The sequence below is a fragment of the Pseudoalteromonas sp. MTN2-4 genome (genome assembly GCF_042848605.1).
Lineage (GTDB): Bacteria > Pseudomonadota > Gammaproteobacteria > Enterobacterales > Alteromonadaceae > Pseudoalteromonas.
This window is the reverse complement of sequence record NZ_BTGK01000004.1, coordinates 140,090-160,867: the sequence shown is the minus strand read 5'-3', so window position 1 is coordinate 160,867 and position 20,778 is coordinate 140,090. Positions and strand designations below refer to the sequence as shown.

The window sequence follows — 20,778 nt, the reverse complement described above, 5'->3', positions numbered from 1 at the left end:
TATAATTTAAGGATGTATTATGCGTACAATTAAAATAATCTTCGCGGCTTTAATCACTCTTGGTTTAGCAGCATGTGGCTCTACCCCTCAACCAACGGTTTCTTTAAAACCTGAAGTTCTAAATGCAGAAAAAAAAATCGGTATCTATTTTGCTAAAGCAGAAGCACCTACAACCAACATTCATGGTGCTTACTGTCTGCTTTGTTATGGCGTAGCATCAGCAGCTAACGCTACTTTAGATAAGCACTTAAAAACTCTACCAATTGCAGATCTAGAATCAACAAAAGAACTCGTTCTAGAAGGTTACAAAAAGTCTTCAGATAATGTGAGTTACATTGAGCTTTCTGAAAATGAAGTCAAAAAGCTTAAAAAGTTCAAGGGCGAACTAGGTTTTGCTAAGAAAGATTTCAGACCTCTTAAAGAGTCTAAAAATATCGACGTTTTAGTAGTAGTTGAATATTGGGCGCATGGTGCGTACCGCTTGTACGATGCTTATATCCCTCTAACTGACCCTCAAGGTTATGTAACTGGCGTTGTTTACTCGGTTGACTTAAATGACAACCAGTACATCCAATATCAGAAAATTGATAAAAAGGTCGTTGTTGACGGTGAATGGGACGAGCCATCTCTGAACTTCCCGGGTGTAACAAATGCTTATTATCAAGCACTTGAACAAACTAAAGAGTCTATCAAAAAGATTTTCCTTTAATGAAAAGCTTGATACTTATTTTACTCTTATTTGCAGCCCTTACGGGCTGCAAATCTGTTAAAAGAGATGACTATGTTCAGGCAACTTTGTTGTCTGAAAAAAACTTGATTTCTGCGACTGAGTTTAAATTTTATCTAGATACACAATTGCCTATAGATATTCGTGGTAACTACTCTCATAACAGATCAATTGAGGGGGCGAATATGTTATATCAGGGTCCACCTGCCGCAGCTTTAGCACAACTATTTACACATGCTGCAATTGCTTCTTCATTAAAAGAAGAAAAGTTAAGAGCACAGCAAGACGAGGCAAACGAGGCTATTTTACCATTACGAAACCTAGCAAACTCGATTCAGCTTAACTCTATTGTAGCGAATAATGCTTTTTATAGCTCCGAGCCAAACCCAAATGACAAAAAGCAGGTTAATGTCAAACCTATCTTTTTTTCTGACTCAACTATGACAAACTTATCTTTAAAGCTTGTTGCTTGGATAGATTTTCCAAAAAGTAAGAAAGCAAAAAAGACTACAAAAGCGAAGAAAACAAAGTTGTACCAAAACATCATTGAAGTTCACGCCAAGCCTTTAACTGAAAAGGAGCGTGACTTATTGCTGGCTGACAGTTCAAACTTAACCTTGCATTTGCAAAAACTGTTTAATTCAGCAGTAAAAAGTGTGCAAAGAGACGTTTCTGGTGAATATTCTTCTCCTGTAGCTCAACAGACATTACACATTCTTGAAGGAAAGAAGAAAGAGTTTGTGAGAGGTGAAGTGTTAGAAAAGTCCTGTGAAAGCGTCGTTGTTAAAAACTTGCGCAACTGGATCATTCATTACCCATCAGCAAAAGTTACAAACCTTAATCAAAACTGCAGTTAAGTTTATTGAAAGCTACAATATAATTTCTATGTAGCTTTCAATCATTCAAATATTTTGAACATATCTATCAATTTCCTGCACTTATTTACCTCAACTAAACTTGCTAAATTTATCTCATCAAACAGCTAGAGATTAAACAGCATGAAAATTATCCGTACCAACAAAGCACACGCCACCCAAGATGGTGCTGGCGTCAACATTAGCCGTATTGCGGGGTTTGACGGTAGAAGCCTTGACCCCTTTTTGATGATCGATGAACTAAAATCAGACAACAAAAATGATTTTATGGCCGGCTTTCCTGCGCACCCTCATCGTGGCATTGAAACCTTTACTTATATTCGTAAAGGTGGCTTTGAGCACCAAGATCAAATGGGTAATAAAAAAGCCATACGCGCAGGTGACGTTCAATGGATGAGCACTGGCCGTGGCGTAATACACTCTGAAATGCCACTCGCTGATGCCGAACATGGCATGCACGGCTTTCAGATTTGGTTAAATATGCCTGCAAAAGACAAAATGCGTCCGCCTCGTTATCAAGATACCACGGAGCAAAAAGTCCCCGTGTTACGAAATGACGCAGGTATAGAGCTAAGAGCACTGGCTGGAAGTTGGCAACTAGAGCAACAAACCGCGACATCTTCAATTAATGAATTAGCCAGTAATGGCGCAATTGCTGATGTAATATTGCCAGCAAACACTGAAACAACTTTAGACATCTCTGCACACAGCAAAGCACTTGTTTATATTCATTCTGGCTCTATTGCTGACACTGAATATGTCGAAACCTATCAGTTTGAGGTTGACCCTAACGCATCACTAACGTTAAAAGCAGGTGAAAGGGGGTTAGGTGTTTTAGTGTTAGTCGGCGAGCCTATTCGAGAGAAAATCGCCCACATGGGGCCTTTTGTGATGAACACCCAAGAAGAGCTTCATCAAGCAGTTCGCGATTATCAAATGGGCCGCTTTGGCGATATTGTATAAGTGCTTTTTTGATTAAACCCTTTTTCCAACATACAAAACTGACCTGAGTATTTTGATTCGGGTCATTATCCTGTTTATCATTCATTTAATGCTTCACTGCAACTACCAAACATGATGAGTCTTAAAAAGGAATGAAAAATGAGAGTTGATGATATCCGCGTCTTTATACCAGCAAAAGATTTTACAATATCGAAAGCGTTTTATACCGCTCTTGGGTTTAACGGCAGTGATGCTTCAGAAGATTTAACCCTTTATGAAAAGGGCGATTGTTACTTTTTCTTGAGCCGCTTTTACAACCAAGAGCTAGCAACTAATTTAATGATGCAACTTTCGGTACATGACATTGATGAGGCTTATGAGCATATCTCTTCAATTCAAGGATTCGATATCAAATTCACCCAAATTAAAACTGAGCCGTGGGGCAAAGTTGTTTATTTATGGGGACCTTCTGGAGAATTGTGGCATGTGACAGAGTTTAATTTGCGTTAAACCATTTCATAAACTGGCTAAATATCTGACACACCTTGTTGCAAGTTTTGCTTTATTTTACCTATGAGCATTTTGTAAACTAAGTAAAACCACTGAGCAACAAGGAATTACAGTGATAAGCGTAACCGATCTATGCTTTTCTCGCGCTGATGGCGACCAAGTTCAAACCCTATTTGATGGCTTTAGTTTTGAAGTCAGTGCACAAGAGCAAGTAGCTTTGCTTGGCGACAGTGGTTCAGGAAAAACCACCCTATTACACCTACTCGCTGGGTTGCTCAAACCCGATAGTGGCCAAATCAGTATTAATGGCGAGGTTATATCTGCATATAATGACAAAAAGCTTGCCCATTATCGTCGAAAAATAGGCCTTATATTCCAGCATTACCAATTGCTCGATTGCCTGACTGTTAAACAAAACATCTTATTTCAGCACCAGCTCAACTACCCTAATCAAAATGCCAAAGAATTTGACCTTCTGATTGAGCAACTTGGTTTAAATGGCAAATTGAATAAATTACCAAGCCAACTGTCTGGTGGTGAGCAGCAACGTGTCGGTATAGCCAGAGCCTTATTAAACCAGCCTAAGCTTATACTTGCTGATGAACCTACCGGCAACTTAGATCAAGCTCGCTCACACCAAGTGGTTGAAATGCTAACAAGCTTATGTAAAGAACGACAAATTAATTTAGTTATGGTCACTCACTCGCAGCAACTGACACAGTATTTTGATACGGTGAAAGTACTCGCTAATGGGCAATTCAACGAGTAGATCATGGCTGAAATTAAACTCATATTAACGACGCACATTGCTTATTTTAGGCGTCACTCTTGGCTATTGTTGCTCTTTATCGTGGGGCTGAGTTTAGGCAGTGCCCTACTCACCGCCATTGCCGGACTTAACCAAGAAGCAAAAAATCGCCACAGTAAATCATCAGCTCTCATAGACTCTGCGGTTAGCCATATTGTAAAGCCCCCCATAGGGCAAGACTATCTCGATGGCAAGTTATGGTTGAAGTTACGCGAACATGGTTTCATCAACGCACAACCTGTATTGCGAGGAAAGTTGACTTTCGCTTCAGGTAACATCCTTTACGTTCAGGGCATAAACAGTCTGGTCTGGATGACTCAGCCTATTCCGGCATTTTCTACACACACTGGAGAGAACGAGAACACAGGCCTTGCATTTGACGCTATCATGATTGACAGCAATCGAGCACAAAGATATCAACTACATAAAGGCGACAATACGCTTGCGCTGCAAAACAATCCGCATACGCCAAAATTTATATTAGTTGATGACATAGGTGTTTGGTCGCTCACCGATATAGCTTATGCAGACATGTTACTCAACGCACAAGGTAAACTCAGTTTTATCGAATTCACAGGCCTTACAACAGAGCAAGCTTCTCAGGTTGAAGCCATTTTAGGCCATGAAGCCAGATTAGTTGCCTCACAAGAGCAAGACTTTGATGCGCTCTCTGAAGCTTTCTTTTTTAACCTCGCAGCACTGGCGCTACTTGGCTATATTGTCGCTGCGTTTTTAAGCTTCAACGCCATTAAGCTTTCTATTGCTGGGCGCAAAAAACTGCTCACTCAATTTAACCTGTTGGGGTGCTCAAAACAGGCGATTACGACGGCCATTGTCATAGAGTTTACTCTAATGAGTTTTATCACCGCATTACTTGGCAGCGTGGCTGGCTTTTTAATTGCCAATGCACTGGTGATCGATATAAACCGCACTTTAATGGGCTTATATCAGTTAGATAAAGCGCTCACCATCGGCTGGCAGTGGCAAACTTTAGCACTGGGATTTATTGTCAACTTAGCGACATTGGCACTCATGGTTGTAACTCAAAAAAACATGCTGAAAAACCAAAGCAATATGCTTTTCGGTCTATCGCTACTTGGTATTCTTGCCGCACTGAGTTACTTGTATTTAAATTCCAGCACTGAATTTGAAGCACTGTTATTGTGTTTTTTCATCTTAACCTTGTTTGTGCTGCTCACACCGAACTGCTTACAAGGCTTACTGAGTTTCAAAAACCCATTTAAGCAACCTCTTTGGCAATGGCTTTACGCCGACAGTAAATCTCAATTAACTGAATTACGTATTGCCATTGTGGCTATTTTAGTTGCTCTAGGTAGTGCTATTGGTATGCAAATTATGGTGAAAAGTTTCAGTAACACCCTCAATGCACACCTTGAAAAGCAACTCAGTGCCGACATGTATATTCATGTTGATAAATACCAACCAAAACTGAGAGCGAACCTAAGTAATGATGTTGATATTCAACGTGTTGGCATTTACATGGCATCTAACGGTTACATCGACGCTATGCCTGCAAAACTTGCCAGCTTTGGTAATAGCGCTGACGCTTTCTCACATATCAACTTAACTACAGGCAAGTCTGTCAGTGCTACACACTTTACTAATAATGGCTGCATAGCCAATGAACAAGCACTTATAAAACACGGTATTAAACTTGGTGATACTGTATTGTTCAGGCAAAACCAGCACAGTTTCTTATGTCGTATTTCAGCCTTTGCTTATGACTATGGAAATACCGCATTAGGACTCATTACTCTTGAAGACAATATCAAACAAAGCTCATTACATTGGCAAGTGTATGGCCTATCTCTGACATTGAACGAACAAGTATCAACTTCTCAAATTACTGAAAAACTAATTAATAACTATGGCATAGATAGCGCCGCTATTTCAGAAAATAAACGCTTTAAAGAAATCGCGAATAAACTGTTTAACGACACCTTTAAAGTCACGGAAGTACTCAATGGTTTTATTCTCGCCATCGCACTGATCAGTTTATGTATTAGCTTATTAAGTCTCAGTGCCCAGCACGCAAAACAACTGGCTGTGCTGAATAGCCTAGGAGTCGACCCCACTCAATTACATAAGCTAAAACTCATACAAACCATTGCTTTAGTCGGTTTTACATGTCTATTTGCCATTCCGCTAGGGTTGGCTTTAGGTTTAGCACTGCTGAAATACGTTATGCCCATTGCCTTTGGTTGGACCATACATTTCTATCTAGATATACCTGCTCTGCTCAGCACCTGTTTATTCTTGCTTTTATCTGCTGTGATATGCGCTTATCTACCAGTGAAAAAGCTCACCGCCAGCTTACATCGTAAGGATCGCTAATTGTGAAATTCGTTTATGTCTTATTATTCATTCTATTTACACTGCTGGGGTGCGAAAAAGCGCCACAACCGCAAGAAAAACAGCTTTTACATACCATGCGCGGCGAGCCTGTCGATGCCAAACGTGGTGTGAAGTTTCCAGAAGATCATGGCGCACATTTAGCGCAAGGCATTGAGTGGTGGTACATCACAGCCACTTTGACTGCTGAAACAGGTGAAACCTTTGGTGCGCAGTGGACGCTATTTAGAACCCAAGTACCACTGCCATTCGAATCAACCTGGTGGGACGACCAGCTCTACTTTGCGCACTTCGCCCTACAACATGAACAAAAACATGTTGCTTTTGAGCGCTATGCTCGTGCAGGTCAAGCTCAAATAACAGCACAACCCTTTAATGCTTATTTAGATGATTGGTCACTTAAAAGTCAAGCTCGCGACTTTTTACCCCTGCAAATGAAAGCCAAACAAGGCGACTATGCCATTGATGTTTCGCTAACTAACAGCCCACTTACGCTACATGGTGACAATGGCTACAGCCAAAAAACACAAAGCGGTCATGCCTCTTACTATTTTAGCTACCCGTTTCTAGAAACCGCTGGCACCCTCACCTTTGAAGGAAAAGAGTATAAAGTCACAGGTAATGCATGGTACGACCGAGAATGGTCAGCAAGCTTAATCGACAAAAATCAAATGGGTTGGGATTGGTTTAGCCTAGTGAGTGGCTCTGATAAAAGAAAAAAAACAGGCCTGATGTTATTCTGCATTCGTGATGCGCAGCAAAACTATGATTACTGTAGCGGTACACATATTGATGAGAAAGGCCAAACACAGCAAATTCTCAAACAAGATATTCTGCTAGAAAAACTTAAGCACATAAGTATTGATAACAAATACTACCCGAGCAAATGGCGTGTTACTTTGCCGGATATTGAGCCTATCGTGATTGAAACCATCACTAAAGATTCTGTAAATAAGCTCTCCATTCAATATTGGGAAGGCAGAGTCAAAGCCAATGGTGGTTTTAAAGGCATTGGGTATGCAGAGTTATTTGGTTATTAAAATTTAGCGGCTTCATTAAGCCGATTTTTAGAATAAAAACCTTTACACCTTCACGATAACCCTGAACTTTTTCTGTTCACTGCTATGCTATATAAAACAATAATCGCTAGCTTTGACACTAATAAGCGTATCTAGGGACTGCCATTCAATGCTAAGAATCAACCTCACACCTTGGATGCTTGCTCTTTTTGTATATAGTTTAAGCGCCCAAAGCTCAACGAGCCCAACACAAAAAGAACATCAACCCATTCGAATAATTACCAATAACTGGGCGTCGCAAAAAGTCATTTCTCATATCGTTGGCAATATCTACCAACAACTCGGCTTTAATGTCAGTTATGTAGAATTACCGACTGAAGGTCAATGGTATGCACTTAAATATAATAAGGCCGACATACAAGTAGAAGTATGGGAAGGCAGTATGGCAGATAAATTTTATCAATTAAAAAATGAAAATAGCATTATTGATGCGGGGCGCTATAACGCTACGACCCGCGAAGAATGGTGGTTTCCTAGCTATGTTAAAACACAGTGCCCTAACCTACCAAACTGGACAGCATTAAACGAATGCGCGGCTTTATTTTCAGATGAAAACTCAAACCGCGGTATTTACTACGCTGGGCCATGGGAGAAGCCTGATAGAGCAAGGATCAGAGCATTGAAACTAAATTTTAAATTGATCAGCCTAAATTCTGCAGATGAACTATGGGATAAATTAACAGAGGCTTATGCACTAAAGAAACCTATTTTGGTGTTTAATTGGACGCCCAATTGGGTCAATACTCAGTATCAAGGAGAATTTATTGAGTTTCCTGATTATGATACTGAGTGCGAGACAGTGCCTGAGTGGGGTATAAATAAAGCCTTTCTTTACGACTGTGGTAACCCCAAATCAGCTTGGCTTAAAAAAGTAACGTCTCGAAGTTTAGCCGCTCGTAACCCATGCGCTCTGAATATTTTAAAAAATGTAAATTTAAACAACGCGCAATTTGAGGAAATAGCTGCTTTAGTCATGATTAAAGGGCTAACAATAGAAAATGCAGCTAAGCGTTGGCTAAGTGAAAACCAATCTCTATGGTCAAATTGGATAAGTAAAGAATGCCGATAGTTAATATCAACCTTTTTCAGATAGATAATTTAGTTAACTTGTCCTTCTTTTTTAATTTGAAAAATGCAGATACTTGCCAAAATCACACCTAGAACATTAACCACCACATAAACTTGTGGTGTGATATTAAAATGAAAGCTCATTGCCAAGGCAAATAAAAAGCCAAACTTCTGACCTTTTATTCCTACGACCAATATTTGGCAAAGCCAAAATAGTAAAACCAAGTGGCGGCCAAATACTTTAGCTTTAAATAAACTATAGCTGGCAAACACACCCATCACGCAAAGTAAGGCTGAAAATGGCGCAAACTTTAAACTAGTCATATACATATAGCTGTTTGCGCCTAAGCTTAAAATAGCCGCAATAGCGGTGATGGAAGACATGAATAAGAGGGTTTTATTACGGAGCAGCACGTCTCAACCTCGCACCAAAAATAAATTCTTTGCAATGATAAGAAATTTCACAAGATGCAACAATGATTAAAATAAAAAAAGCCCCAGAAATGGGGCATAAGTAGCTCAAGCTTGGATGGGAGATAAGCCTTAACCTATTGAAACAACTCATTCTAATAGCACTATAAGCAGTTGGCTTTACTAACCTGAGTGAGCTCACAGTGTATTACTTTATTTGCACTCATTGATGTCAATTTTACCATTAAATGTAAGCGGTTATGTCTAGCGACATACTCTAGATTAAATCGAATACAAAAAAGGCGCTTATATCAATAAGCGCCTTTCAATATTTTTCTCGAAACTAAATTTAGTCTTTTGCTAAACGTGCTCGTGCCGCATGTAGCTTTTTATAGCTTTCAATTAAGCGTAAATGCTTATCAAGACCTTCAAGGCTCATGCTAGTTTCAGTTAAACCATAGAAAGTAACATCGCCATTAATTGAGCCGACAACAGCATCCATCACTTCTTGACCAAACATACGTGTGAAACTGTGAATGTAATCTTCAATTTCAAGCTCTTCATCAAGTGCTACTTCTAAGGTTGCATCCATCGCTTGGTAGAATAAGCCACGCTCAACAATGGTATTGTCGTTGTATTGTAAGAAGGATTCAACCAGCTCTTTGGTTGCTTCTAAATCACCTAATGCTAAATAAATTAACAGCTTAAGCTCAAGAATTGTCAGCTGACCCCAGACTGTGTTTTCGTCAAACTCAATACCAATTAATGTGATGATGTCAATGTAGTTGTCTAGTTCTGACTCTTCTAAACGCTCAACTAAATCAGCCAATTCATCTTCACTTAAACGGTGAAGGTTTAAGATGTCTTCACGATATTGCAGGGCTTTATTGGTGTTATCCCAAATTAAATCTTCAACCGGATACACTTCTGAGTAGTCTGGTACAAGAATACGACAGGCGTTGCCAATGTGTGTAAATTCAGCAATATAAGCTTCCTTACCTATCGACTCTAAAATACCAAATAACTTGTCTGACTCTTCTTCAGTTGTGCCTGAAAAGTCCCACTCAACAAACTCATAATCGTGCTTCGCACTAAAGAAACGCCAAGAAATTTTACCTGTTGAATCAATAAAGTGTTCAACAAAGTTCTCCGGTTCTTGCACTGCCATGCTGTTAAATGTTGGCTTAGGTACGTCGTTTAAACCTTCAAAACTACGACCTTGCAGTAGCTCAGTTAAACTACGCTCAAGAGCAACTTCAAAGCTTGGGTGAGCACCGAATGACGCAAATACGCCACCCGTTTTCGGGTTCATTAGGGTCACACACATAACAGGGAATTGACCGCCAAGTGACGCGTCTTTTACAACAACCGGGAATCCCTGTTCTTCAAGACCTTGAATACCTTCAACAATACCTGGGAACTTATCTAATACGGCTTGTGGTACATCTGGTAATACAATTTCTTGCTCGATGATCTGACGTTTAACCGCACGTTCAAAAATTTCAGATAAACACTGAACTTTCGCTTCAGCTAGGTTGTTACCCGCACTCATACCATTACTTAAGAATAAGTTTTCGATTAAGTTGGTTGGGAAGTAAACCGTTTCACCGTCTGAGTGACGTGTGTAAGGAATTGAACAAATACCACGTTCAATATTACCTGAGTTAGTATCGATTAGGTGCGAACCACATAACTCACCTTCAGGGTCGTAAATCTCGCGCGTATATTCGTCTAAGATCTCTGTTGGTAATTCATCTTCTTCGTTTGGCTTGAACCATTTTTCATTTGGATAATGCACGAACTCAGCATTGGCGATTTCAGTACCAAAGAACTGATCGTTATAGAAGAAGTTACAGCTTAAACGCTCAATGAATTCACCTAGTGCCGAGCATAAAGCGCTCTCTTTGGTTGCACCTTTACCATTGGTAAAGCACATTTCAGAAGCCGCATCACGGATATGCAATGACCAAACATTCGGTACGATGTTGCGCCATGAAGAAATTTCGATCTTCATGCCTAAGTCTTCCATTACCGATGTCATATTGGCAATGGTCTGCTCAAGCGGAAGGTCTTTACCTAAAATATATGTCTCTGTGCCGCCTTCTGGCGTTGTCATCAACATCGCTTGCGCGTCAGCGTCTAGGTTTTCAACGGTTTCAAGTTGGAAATCAGGGCCAGTTTGGATCACCTTTTTCACTGTACAGCGGTCAACCGCGCGCAGCATACCTTCGCGATCTCTCTCAGAGATATGCTCAGGGATCTCTACCTGAATTTTAAAAATCTGGTTATAGCGATTTTCAGGATCAACAATGTTGTTTTGCGCGACACGAATGCCATCGGTCGGAATATCACGTGCGTTACAATACACCTTAATAAAGTAAGCCGCACACATTGCTGATGAAGCTAAGAAGTAATCGAATGGGCTTGGTGCTGAGCCATCACCTTTATAACGAATTGGTTGATCGGCAATAATTGAGAAATCATCGAATTTCGCTTCAATTCGAAGATTATCAAGAAAATTAACTTTGATTTCCATAGAGCGGTTTCCACGGTCGCGCGCTTACTATGCTTTGTAAGCGCTTTTCTAAAAATACCGCTAATTATCCGCTTTTTCTGCTCAACTGTCTTGGGTTAATTATAAAAAAACCCCAACGTCAGACTAAAATGCCTTTTGCAGAAAAATATCGTAGCGATACTCGTTCGATTTACTGGTTTTTTTAGCCGTCATCATTTTCTGCTCTTGCTTAGATTTACGTTTAAACAAGCCATCTTTGTCGTTTAAAGGCTGATCGGGAAAATATAGCTGCGTCAGTAAAGACTCATAACCGTACTTACTGATTTTTATATGAATATGAGGTGTACGCTGCTGAGGTGCATTTAACGGATATGCACCCGGCATTACTGTTTTAAATTTAAAGCGCCCTTGTTTGCCACTTTGCAAGATCGCCCACCCTTGGAAATGCGGGTCGATTGGCGCTTCACTGTTATCGTGAGGGTGATGATACTTACCATAACTATTAGCCTGCCATAGATCTATTGTGACATCTTCAATGGCATTACCATCTTGATCAAACACTTGTCCAAAGATATCTATAATAGTGCCTTTGGCACGCCCTATTTTACCTTCGACTTCGGTTAAATCTGCATCCTTGTCTTTTTGCGGAGTTATGGGGTAAAACGGCCCTTCGACTTCCCTAGGGGTTAACATTTTACCACCAGCCTGTGCACCTAACGTTTGGCTTATAAGTAAACCGCCCATCGAGCCTAAGGCTGCACTTTTAATAAATTCTCTGCGCTTCATTGTATTCTCCTCACCTGCTTAACTAGGCTTTTTGTCATTGCATGGTTTTCACTATAAAGCGTAGCGACTTATTCTTCTTATCAATCTTCTATTATTTTCCTAATCGAGAGTTAAAATAAATTTAACTTTATTTTTTATTAACTTATGGAAGGTAATAGATCATTCATGCAAAATTATTCTGGGCTCAGACTGCCAAACAACATCTAGCTCAATAGGTTGATTTGTTGAGAACTGATAAAACATTCTGTTATCTTCTTGCCACTGTTTTGACAATACGCCTGGTGCTTGGCTTTCATGCTTCAATTGGGTCGAAAGTGTTGTTCTTAGCATAGCTTTAACAGGCTCTCCCGTTTGAGATGGCTCTGCAATTAACCCTTTGTTTGCTCTTTCTAAAGGATCTTGAATTTCAAACTCTGGTTGATAACCCACCATAGGTAAAATTGATTGCGCCGCGATTTGTGACCACTTAGGTTTAATTATCAAGTGCTCTGAACTTGGCCAAAACATTACTTGCTTGAGCATAAAGCTCACTTTCAGGTTAAGCGACTGCCCTACCTCTAATGGTTTAGCTAATCTAATTTCATACTGATTGAGTTTAGGTGGCTTTATTTCCCCTTCTCTATTTATCAGAGCCAAACTCCAGTTTTTATGATTGCCATCTCGACTAACTAAAAACTGACTGATTGGATATTCACTGTTATTTTCTAACGTGTATTGAACATCAAAGTATGCTTTGCCTTGCTCTGGATAAAACCCGATTTTAGTCTCTAACTCTGTCATTGTTGGTTGAGGTAAGTCGGCAAAATACCTGAAAGCTTGCTCGTAGTCCGCTTGCCACTGCATTCTTTGCTTTTGATAGGTCAAAGGCTTTTCTTTGGTGATTTGAACATGCATAAAGCCACCGGCTCCGAGCGTTAGTAACACCATCGCAACAGCTGGCATGGTCCAAGGTTTTTTATTCATCACATACCCTGTCCCTCTATGTGACAGCTTTACAGCAAATACACAAAGCGTTGCAGCGACTACACTCCAAAACAGCATAAATGGTAAAAATACCTGTTCACTTTCTAAAAACAGCTTTGTTTGAGAGGCAGGTTGCAATGGCGAACCCGCAATATTCCAGAGTAAGTGTGTTATTCCCAACGCCGAGGTAATGGGTGTGAACTTAATAATTAGCAATGCAAATATACACAGCCCTGCTTTAATCACAGATTTAGCAAGATGATGAATACATACAAATATCACGGCCAATAGCGCTTGCGGTACTAGACTAAATATTATTTGCTGTACATAGTGCGACAGCGAAATATCACTACCCGCTATGAGCTCAGCCATTAGGCTCGCAACCCCCATAAACACAGTTAAAACCAGCAAGCAAATTAACAATGTAATCATATCTACCATGATTTTTTGCCAGTTACTGATTGGTGTCGAAGACAATACATCTGCAAACTGGTTACGCTGGGTATGCCAACAAACTAGCCCGCTCCAGAGCGCCAAACACACCGAAGTAAAAAGCAAATATACATCCCAGGAGACGGCATTGAGTGCCGTTATGCTGTTATTGAGATTATAAGCTTGAGCTGAAAGCAACGTTGAAAGTGCCTCATTAAGAACAATACTGGCCCAAATGACCAAAATGACAGGGGTAAGCTTTGAGCTCAACAACACTTTAAAGTTTAAGAAAAGCAGATGAACAACAGGCAGATCGGGTAGACGCATATAAACATGGCGTCTGGTTTTTTCCTGCGCAGGCTTAACCGCCTTTTTATTATTGTGCTCAACATTTAAATTAATACTGACTTTAGACAAAGCCAAAAACACAAGCACGCCCACTATAAAATAAACGATTCTATTAACTATAAAGGGCACATTTGAAGCTTGATCACTAACATTGATATCTAACAAAGGCGTTATACCAAACGGGTCTGCCCAGAGCATGAACGTGTAAAACACCTCACTCACTATCGCGCTGCCCGATAAAAACTGAAACCCTAAAATACCGCCAATGACTATGTAAACAATGCCTACGGCAGCACTGATGGCATACAAGGTAAACGGCGTACATGACCGTTTAACCAAATAAAAGGCGATTAATATCAGCAAAAAACTACTTTGAACAATGCCAAATAGACTGATCAAAAAGAAGCTTTGCAAACCCATCAACCAAGTTGTTTGACTTGCAAATACACCACAGACGACTACAAAGCCGAACAACATGGGAAAACTTAAAATAGCGGTCGATACAAACACTCTGGTACGCCATCGCACCCGAAAAGACACAGGGGTTACATCGATAAGCGCCATCATGTTCGACGTACTGTCTCTAAATAGTAAAGTGGCTGCAATTACGGCAAAAGCCGCTGGCATTATCAACATTTGCAAAAGCGCATACACTTGGTAGAGCTCATTAACCGTGCTTTGTTCATGCAAACAACCTAAACCTATTAGAGTGCTAAATAAACACACAGCGATACTCGCCACCCATACAATTGGTTGTCGATATGCGTATTTCAACTCATTATTTATTAGCATGACGCGCCTCCTTTTTATGAAGCTCTAAAAAATAACGGTCTTCTAATTTTGCAAGTTGAGGGCGTGCATTCGCAGTAGGCTGTTGCTCACTATAAATTCGCCACGATGGCTTGCCATATTTATAGCTTTTACTTAAAACCTGAGCATGGCTCTCAGGAAGCGTGTCACTCAACCATATTTTGTTATTTAGTGGCGCAATTAAGGTTTCTACGTCATCGCTGTCGATGATTTGGCCTTCTATCAACATAGCAACTTGATGGCAAAGGTTTTCAATGTCTTCAACTATGTGGGTAGAGAGAATGATTAATTTATCAGCGCTTATTTCAACTAAAACATCATGTAAACGCTCACGCTCTGCGGGGTCGAGTCCTGACGTTGGTTCATCCATGATCAGTAATTTGGGTTCACCGAGTAAAGCTTGAGCAATGCCAAAGCGCTGTTTCATCCCCCCAGAAAAAGTCGAAACGTGGCGTTTAGCAACTGAAGTTAAATTTGTCAGCGCTAATAATTCTGGAATTTGCTTTTTGTATTGCTGGGTCGATAACCCTTTTAACACCGCAATATGGGTTAATAATGCTTCGCAAGACATATTGGGATACACACCAAAATGCTGAGGTACGTAGCCTAATTGTTTGCGTAGCATAGAAGGGTCTTGCAAACATGATTTGCCTAAAAACGCATAGTCGCCTTGATCTGGCGCTTGTAAACAGGCAAGCGTTCGCATCAGGGTTGATTTGCCGGCGCCATTTGGTCCTAGTAAGCCAACCATACCTTTGTGTAATTCTAGATTAATCTGCTTTAGGGCATGTGTGCCGTCAGGATATTGCTTATTTATGTCAGTTAAAACTAGCATGTATCACCTCTGTTCAACTTTGTTCAGTGGTTTTATGCTATTGAGTAAATTGATTACTGACTATTACTTGATGACGTCTTGCTTTGTTTAAATGATAAAGCACAAAAATGGCTTTTCATCATTTAAAAATGCACTTTCGTCACTTCAAAAGCGCTCTAGGTCGCCTTATATTGTGTGTTTAAGATATAGTGGCCTTATCTACTTTTCGCAGTAAACTTTTTATAAACAGCGTTATGAGCCAATTGTTCCAAAGCAGCCCGACACTATTTATCTCACGTTTTGTGCCTATGCTATGCGCGCTCATGATAGTGACTCACTTACAATTTTTGTCAGCAAAACAGACAAGCGCTTTAGCGTATATAAGCACATTCATTGAAGTCGGTATGATGAGTTTGCCTATGCTACTTGCTCATTTAGCTACTTATAATAAGTACATATTGAAGCGACTTATTTATTGGTCTCTTGGTTTCGTTGTTTACCCCGTCGCCCTTTTTACCTTACAAACACTGCAACCAACTTTTTTCAATGCTCACCTTAGTTTTGATGGCGTAGTGATTTTTATTGGCTTGAGTCTGTGTAGTATCTTTATACCTTCGGTCTCATTAAAGTTGAAGAAAATAAATAGTAGGTACTTACAAACAATCAAAATTGAAGACCTATTTATGCTTATAGCCCTAGGGGCTTGGGTTATTTTAATGTGTTTAGCCAACAGCCATGATGAAGCTTTAACGCTCACCCCTAATACCCTAGTTGTCAGCCTAGACGTAGGAGTGACGGAGTTTAAAACGTTTATTTGGACTGGCATACAATCTAGTATTATTGCAGCGCTTATCTGGGTAATTTATTGGTTGAACAAGCGTTTTCTCATCGCAAAACTACTTGGGCAATTCGGTTTATTTAATTATTTGTGCGGTACATTCGTCTACTTACTTATCTGCACACCGATTGCGTTTTCCTTCATCAATGTATTACCCATTTCTGGGCAAACATTGTTACTCATACCTTCAAATGCACAAGGTATTTTTCAACCACAAAACTATGTGTTTACTTTCAGCTTAATAGCACTTAGCACCCCGATTATTCTGCTCTGTCGACACCACAGAACAGAGCGCAAGCTGTTCGAATTAGAGCAGCAAAACAAACAGGCTGAGCTCACTTTGCTGCAACAGCAAATAAACCCACATTTTTTGTTCAACTCACTTAACAATATTTACGGCAAAGTGCTTTGTCAGTCTGATGATGCGCCAAACTTGATCGAACACTTATCGAGCTTGCTGCAACACTCTGTATATAAAGGGCACAAAGACTTTGTCTCTCTTGAAGATGAGCTCAACTACATCAGACACTTTATTGAGCTGCAAAAAGTGAGATTAAGTGGCAATATTAATTTGAGTGTTAACCTACCAAGACTCAACAACTCAGCACATCAAATCGCACCACTGCTGCTCATTGTGCCCATTGAAAATGCTTTTAAACACGCAATAACCAACAACCTTGAGCGTTGCAATATTCGAATTGACTGTAAGCTAGAAGGTAATCGCTTAGCCTTAATCTGCGAAAACAGTTTTTGCGAGCAAATGGCCGAAGATATGAAGCAAAACAAGGAGCATACCGGCGTTGGATTGCAAAATTTAAGCAAACGACTTTCTCTCATTTATACTAATACTCACCAATTAAACTATGGTCCTGAGGGTGATCATTGGCAGTGCAATTTAGAAATAGAGCTAACATGAAACATAAAGTTGTATTAATAGATGATGAGCCGATTGCACACCAAGTGCTGCTTCATCATTTAAAAAAGTACCCTAATTTTGAGGTTGTCGCTCAGTGCTATAGTGCCGTTGAAGCGTTGCAAGTATTAGCCAATCAAGACATTGATTTATTATTTTTAGATATCAACATGCCTGCCCTAACTGGTATTGAGATGCTAAAAGTTGTTAAACAGTGCCCGTCAGTGATCATCGTTAGCGCCCACCCTGAATATGCTATCGATGGCTTTGAGCTCAATGTGGTCGACTACTTGTTAAAACCCGTCAATGAAACTCGTTTTGCGCAAGCTATTGATAAGCTCTCTTTTGTAGCGACCAGCTCAAATACAGCAACGTCTTTAACCCTCAAAGTAGGTAGAAGTCTAGAAAAAGTCACCCTTGCAGACATTACGTACCTCGAATCTTACGGTAACTATGTAAAAGTATGGGTTAAAGACAACATGATACTTGCCAATACCACGCTAAAATCTTTAATCGATGAATTACCAAGAGAAAACTTCTTACAAATCAATAAATCAACGGTGATTAATTTAACTCACATCCATAGCGTTACAAACAAAGACGTTACGCTCAGTGATGGACAAACTAAGAAAGTCAGCAAGCTATTTATCGATGACACAAAAGTATTGCTAAAAAGCAGCTAAGCAAATGCAATAAAAAAGCCCGCTTAACAAAGCGGGCTGCTTACTAAAAAACCTTAGTTAATCTTAATCGACCAAGCGTTTAATGTGCCTACATCTTGGTTATAGTGATCTTGCACTCTTAATTGCCAAGTGCCTTTTACACTACCCGACAAATTCACCGTGTAAGACTCAACGACATTATCAGCACTATCGCGACCATTATAATTCTTAAGTTGATATTGAGCACCTGTTGGCGAGGTCAACACTAGACTAATATCACCACGGTATGTATGGCTAATATTCACCTTTACGGTTGCAGTGCCAGATGTCGTTGAGTTATCAACATCAAGCGTTGATGTCATTGCGCTGTTGTCAGGAATAGAAGAAACACTATTCATTTCAAAGAATGTTTCTTCAACCACAGGTTCAGTAACCGGTGTACCGCCATTAAAGCTTTGACCTGAGTTCACTTGATTGTACGTTGAAGCAGTTACTTGCCAAGTGAAATCACTGTACTTTGAACCTGAGCCAGTAAGTTGTAGCGCGTGGCCTACTGCAGTAGATGACGTTTCAGATACAGGAATTGATGTTGAAGCCGTGCCCTGCGCTGCACCATCAGTTGCAGTAAAGGTACCTTCATAACTTAAGAATTGAACCAACTTACCGGTGTTATCTACTAACGCAATACCATCTGGGCCACCATTTTGTAGGCCACTCATGGCGAAGAATTTAGTACCAAAACCAGATTGCTGATCAGCTAAAGTGCCTGAAAGTGAGATAGTTTTGTATGCCGCACCGCCGTTGCCGTTATAAGCTACTAGCTGCCAACCACTTAGATCTATCCCTGCAGCGCCTGCGATTTCAACACCTTCGTTTACATCTGAACCATTGTTATCATAGTGGAGTTCATTTATCCAAGGTGTTGCGTCACTGCTACCCGTGTCACCACCACCGGTATCGCCACCGCCAGTGCCAGTGCCAGCACCTACGCCTGAACAATCACTTTCAAAGATACATGCTGCAAATTCAGGGTGATCGATAAATGGGTTACGGTTACCTTGATATTGGAAAATCACATCGTTACGACGGCGCTCAAAATCATCAACTGGATCGTCTTTGTGCCATTGAATAAGCACTGTTTTTAAACCCATATAAGCAACAGCTTCATTACCACCCGTCTTAGAGGCTTCAATTTTACTGCGATCATCGGTCAAAATAAGATCAGGCTCTACAAAACCATTGGCATTTGTACCACCTTCATAGCGCACTGCTAAGTACATTAATGCACGGGCTACATCACCACGACGGCCCGGCCAAGTTTGCCAAATACCATCTAACGGACCTGAGCCCATAGTTAGATTCACTTCAGAAGATGATCCACCGCGATTGTTATTAACATCAGTAGTTTTTATTGAACAAGATGCACTAGTACAGTTTGCATAAGGTTTGTTATTTCTGCTTGAATTGTAGCTACTATTTGAAATAAATAAGTGATGAAGGTCTGTATATGCCAAATTTTGACTGCCATCTTTTGGAAAACCATAAGACTTCGGCCAAGAGTGTTCGCGGTTGTAGTTAGTATTACCACCACCCACTTTGTTATAAACTGCATTTTTATACACATCAACAACTTGAGAGTTATTATCTGGGTTTTCATCGGCTTTTTCTAGCACGTCCCAAGTATCTGTATTTGATGATGTATAAGGAATTTTTGTGTGACCCTTGATAATTATATGCAAGCTTTGTTTCAGTGTTGTTGCATTTGCATTATCAATGTTCTGGTAATAGTTTTGTGGCGCAGCAGCCAAGGATACACCTGACAACGTGCTCATAAGCATCGCCATAGATGTCAATCTAAGTGAGAGTTTCATAATTAACCGTGTGTTTTAATTAAGATTTATTTTTATATTCACCTTCCTTTGCAAACCGCTTCCAAAAGCTGACCCCATGCCAGCGCGCAGAAGTATACACTCTAATTTATTACAAAAAGATAACAAAAGAATAAATTATCTAATGTGTCAACGCTGTCAAAATTTCAATAATAAAAATAATTCATATTAAACAAGAAGTTATTTCATTTACATTTATTTACTTAAAAAGGATCGCGCGCGGACTAAAGACATTGAGATTGTGAGATCTAGGTGGTAAGAGTTTGTAGCTAATGAATTTAATTTGGTTGGTAGATTCAAATTTCAGAAAATCACTCAAGTCAGTGAGTTTCGTTTTCTCTGCTTTTGAAACATTCAGAATACTTTAAGTTTTATGAACCAGGTTAAATAAGCGCGTAATTTGATATGTGCTTTTAGATGCCATGATAAAGACATTATGGGAGCTGATGGTGAGAAAACTTATTTTAGGTCAAAACAACTGAGGCATTTAGGCTAACTTAGCACTTGAGTAAACCCAATTCTGAATTTTTACGCCATGAAAATCGAACGTTAATTGTCCGATATTAATAAGCCCTAGATGTTTATAAAAGTCATTAGCGTCATTTTCAACCCAGGTATAAAGCCAGAACTCATGGCCTAACTCATTTTGGCACTTTCGCAGTAGTGCTTTTCCGATACCCAGCCCTTTAAATTGAGCATCAACATAAAGGCGTTCAATTTCATAGCCAAACTTAGATTGATCTTGATAATGGCTCTGTCTATTTGCGAGCAAATAACCTTGCACAATGCCTTCTTGTACAGCGACTAAAATGGTTTTATTTGGACTATTTATGTCTTGCAGAAATGATTCAGTATTGAAGTTATGAACTACAAAGTCTGCGTACTCAGATTTAACCCCTTCTTTTGCGTAAGTCGCTAACCAAACTTTGCTACTCAAAACAGATAAGCAAGTGATATCTTGTTCTGAGGCTTTTCTTATAATAGTTTCTGCTTTCATAATTTCTTTGTAAATTTC

The 20,778-nt window shown here is 39.9% G+C and carries 17 protein-coding genes; 10 read left to right on the top strand and 7 right to left on the bottom strand.

Annotated elements, in window-relative coordinates; all coding sequences use genetic code 11:
- Nucleotides 1-19: 19 nt before the first annotated feature.
- From ACGHEH_RS11770 to ACGHEH_RS11735, 8 genes are all read left to right on the top strand, one after another.
- Nucleotides 20-709 (top strand): hypothetical protein, encoded by a 690-nt coding sequence (locus ACGHEH_RS11770; RefSeq protein WP_390445530.1) that lies wholly within the window; start codon nt 20-22, stop codon nt 707-709.
- Nucleotides 709-1,584 (top strand): hypothetical protein, encoded by an 876-nt coding sequence (locus tag ACGHEH_RS11765; RefSeq protein ID WP_390445528.1) that lies wholly within the window; start codon nt 709-711, stop codon nt 1,582-1,584. Before ACGHEH_RS11770 ends, ACGHEH_RS11765 begins: the two co-directional genes overlap by 1 nt.
- A gap of 141 nt (nt 1,585-1,725) precedes the next feature.
- Nucleotides 1,726-2,565, top strand: coding sequence for a pirin family protein (locus ACGHEH_RS11760; RefSeq protein ID WP_390445525.1), 840 nt, complete (start codon nt 1,726-1,728; stop codon nt 2,563-2,565).
- 138 nt (nt 2,566-2,703) lie between these two features.
- Nucleotides 2,704-3,054 (top strand): lactoylglutathione lyase, encoded by a 351-nt coding sequence (locus ACGHEH_RS11755; protein ID WP_138568184.1) that lies wholly within the window; start codon nt 2,704-2,706, stop codon nt 3,052-3,054.
- A 112-nt stretch (nt 3,055-3,166) separates the two neighbouring features.
- On the top strand, nt 3,167-3,823 hold the full coding sequence (locus tag ACGHEH_RS11750) for an ABC transporter ATP-binding protein (RefSeq protein ID WP_390445522.1): 657 nt from the start codon (nt 3,167-3,169) through the stop codon (nt 3,821-3,823).
- A 3-nt stretch (nt 3,824-3,826) separates the two neighbouring features.
- Complete coding sequence (locus ACGHEH_RS11745; RefSeq protein WP_390445519.1) at nt 3,827-6,217, top strand: FtsX-like permease family protein; 2,391 nt, start codon at nt 3,827-3,829, stop codon at nt 6,215-6,217.
- Nucleotides 6,218-6,219: 2 nt separating this feature from the next.
- Nucleotides 6,220-7,275, top strand: a complete 1,056-nt coding sequence (locus ACGHEH_RS11740; RefSeq protein WP_390445517.1) for a lipocalin-like domain-containing protein — start codon at nt 6,220-6,222, stop codon at nt 7,273-7,275.
- 148 nt (nt 7,276-7,423) lie between these two features.
- Complete coding sequence (locus tag ACGHEH_RS11735; RefSeq protein ID WP_390445514.1) at nt 7,424-8,383, top strand: ABC transporter substrate-binding protein; 960 nt, start codon at nt 7,424-7,426, stop codon at nt 8,381-8,383.
- Between the two features lie 29 nt (nt 8,384-8,412).
- On the opposite strand, the gene ACGHEH_RS11730 is transcribed toward ACGHEH_RS11735, so the two are convergent.
- The 5 genes from ACGHEH_RS11730 to ACGHEH_RS11710 all read right to left on the bottom strand — a co-directional run bounded on the left by ACGHEH_RS11730 (nt 8,413) and on the right by ACGHEH_RS11710 (nt 15,482).
- Nucleotides 8,413-8,766 carry a hypothetical protein gene (locus tag ACGHEH_RS11730; protein ID WP_390445512.1) on the bottom strand — a complete coding sequence of 118 codons (354 nt, stop codon included), beginning with the start codon at nt 8,764-8,766 and terminating at the stop codon, nt 8,413-8,415.
- A 376-nt stretch (nt 8,767-9,142) separates the two neighbouring features.
- Nucleotides 9,143-11,329 (bottom strand): OsmC domain/YcaO domain-containing protein, encoded by a 2,187-nt coding sequence (locus ACGHEH_RS11725; protein ID WP_390445509.1) that lies wholly within the window; start codon nt 11,327-11,329, stop codon nt 9,143-9,145.
- A gap of 123 nt (nt 11,330-11,452) precedes the next feature.
- Nucleotides 11,453-12,094, bottom strand: a complete 642-nt coding sequence (locus ACGHEH_RS11720; protein ID WP_390445507.1) for a hypothetical protein — start codon at nt 12,092-12,094, stop codon at nt 11,453-11,455.
- A gap of 159 nt (nt 12,095-12,253) precedes the next feature.
- Entirely contained in the window at nt 12,254-14,629 is a 2,376-nt protein-coding gene (locus ACGHEH_RS11715) for a hypothetical protein (RefSeq protein WP_390445504.1), read from the bottom strand.
- Complete coding sequence (locus ACGHEH_RS11710) at nt 14,616-15,482, bottom strand: ABC transporter ATP-binding protein (RefSeq protein ID WP_390445501.1); 867 nt, start codon at nt 15,480-15,482, stop codon at nt 14,616-14,618. Before ACGHEH_RS11710 ends, ACGHEH_RS11715 begins: the two co-directional genes overlap by 14 nt.
- A 233-nt stretch (nt 15,483-15,715) precedes the next feature.
- On the opposite strand from ACGHEH_RS11710, the gene ACGHEH_RS11705 reads away from it, so the two are divergent.
- The gene (locus ACGHEH_RS11705; RefSeq protein ID WP_390445499.1) at nt 15,716-17,215 is read left to right on the top strand and encodes a sensor histidine kinase; all 1,500 of its coding nucleotides are present in this window, start codon (nt 15,716-15,718) and stop codon (nt 17,213-17,215) included.
- On the top strand, nt 17,212-17,895 hold the full coding sequence (locus ACGHEH_RS11700; protein ID WP_390445496.1) for a LytR/AlgR family response regulator transcription factor: 684 nt from the start codon (nt 17,212-17,214) through the stop codon (nt 17,893-17,895). Before ACGHEH_RS11705 ends, ACGHEH_RS11700 begins: the two co-directional genes overlap by 4 nt.
- A gap of 53 nt (nt 17,896-17,948) precedes the next feature.
- Here ACGHEH_RS11700 and ACGHEH_RS11695 read toward each other — a convergent pair whose 3' ends face one another.
- The gene (locus ACGHEH_RS11695) at nt 17,949-19,706 is read right to left on the bottom strand and encodes an endonuclease (protein WP_390445493.1); all 1,758 of its coding nucleotides are present in this window, start codon (nt 19,704-19,706) and stop codon (nt 17,949-17,951) included.
- Nucleotides 19,707-20,250: 544 nt separating this feature from the next.
- Nucleotides 20,251-20,760 (bottom strand): GNAT family N-acetyltransferase, encoded by a 510-nt coding sequence (locus tag ACGHEH_RS11690; protein WP_390445490.1) that lies wholly within the window; start codon nt 20,758-20,760, stop codon nt 20,251-20,253.
- Nucleotides 20,761-20,778 lie beyond the last annotated feature (18 nt).

Excerpts from the sequence above, each read along its gene's own strand:
- ACGHEH_RS11695 (WP_390445493.1), bottom strand. The coding sequence starts at position 19,706 with ATGAGCACGTTGTCAGGTGTATCCTTGGCTGCTGCGCCACAAAACTAT.
- ACGHEH_RS11755 (WP_138568184.1), top strand. The coding sequence starts at position 2,704 with ATGAGAGTTGATGATATCCGCGTCTTTATACCAGCAAAAGATTTTACA.
- ACGHEH_RS11725 (WP_390445509.1), bottom strand. The coding sequence starts at position 11,329 with ATGGAAATCAAAGTTAATTTTCTTGATAATCTTCGAATTGAAGCGAAA.
- ACGHEH_RS11715 (WP_390445504.1), bottom strand. The coding sequence starts at position 14,629 with ATGCTAATAAATAATGAGTTGAAATACGCATATCGACAACCAATTGTA.
- ACGHEH_RS11745 (WP_390445519.1), top strand. The coding sequence starts at position 3,827 with ATGGCTGAAATTAAACTCATATTAACGACGCACATTGCTTATTTTAGG.
- ACGHEH_RS11690 (WP_390445490.1), bottom strand. The coding sequence starts at position 20,760 with ATGAAAGCAGAAACTATTATAAGAAAAGCCTCAGAACAAGATATCACT.
- ACGHEH_RS11700 (WP_390445496.1), top strand. The coding sequence starts at position 17,212 with ATGAAACATAAAGTTGTATTAATAGATGATGAGCCGATTGCACACCAA.
- ACGHEH_RS11720 (WP_390445507.1), bottom strand. The coding sequence starts at position 12,094 with ATGAAGCGCAGAGAATTTATTAAAAGTGCAGCCTTAGGCTCGATGGGC.
- ACGHEH_RS11765 (WP_390445528.1), top strand. The coding sequence starts at position 709 with ATGAAAAGCTTGATACTTATTTTACTCTTATTTGCAGCCCTTACGGGC.
- ACGHEH_RS11735 (WP_390445514.1), top strand. The coding sequence starts at position 7,424 with ATGCTAAGAATCAACCTCACACCTTGGATGCTTGCTCTTTTTGTATAT.
- ACGHEH_RS11770 (WP_390445530.1), top strand. The coding sequence starts at position 20 with ATGCGTACAATTAAAATAATCTTCGCGGCTTTAATCACTCTTGGTTTA.
- ACGHEH_RS11710 (WP_390445501.1), bottom strand. The coding sequence starts at position 15,482 with ATGCTAGTTTTAACTGACATAAATAAGCAATATCCTGACGGCACACAT.
- ACGHEH_RS11730 (WP_390445512.1), bottom strand. The coding sequence starts at position 8,766 with ATGTCTTCCATCACCGCTATTGCGGCTATTTTAAGCTTAGGCGCAAAC.
- ACGHEH_RS11705 (WP_390445499.1), top strand. The coding sequence starts at position 15,716 with ATGAGCCAATTGTTCCAAAGCAGCCCGACACTATTTATCTCACGTTTT.
- ACGHEH_RS11760 (WP_390445525.1), top strand. The coding sequence starts at position 1,726 with ATGAAAATTATCCGTACCAACAAAGCACACGCCACCCAAGATGGTGCT.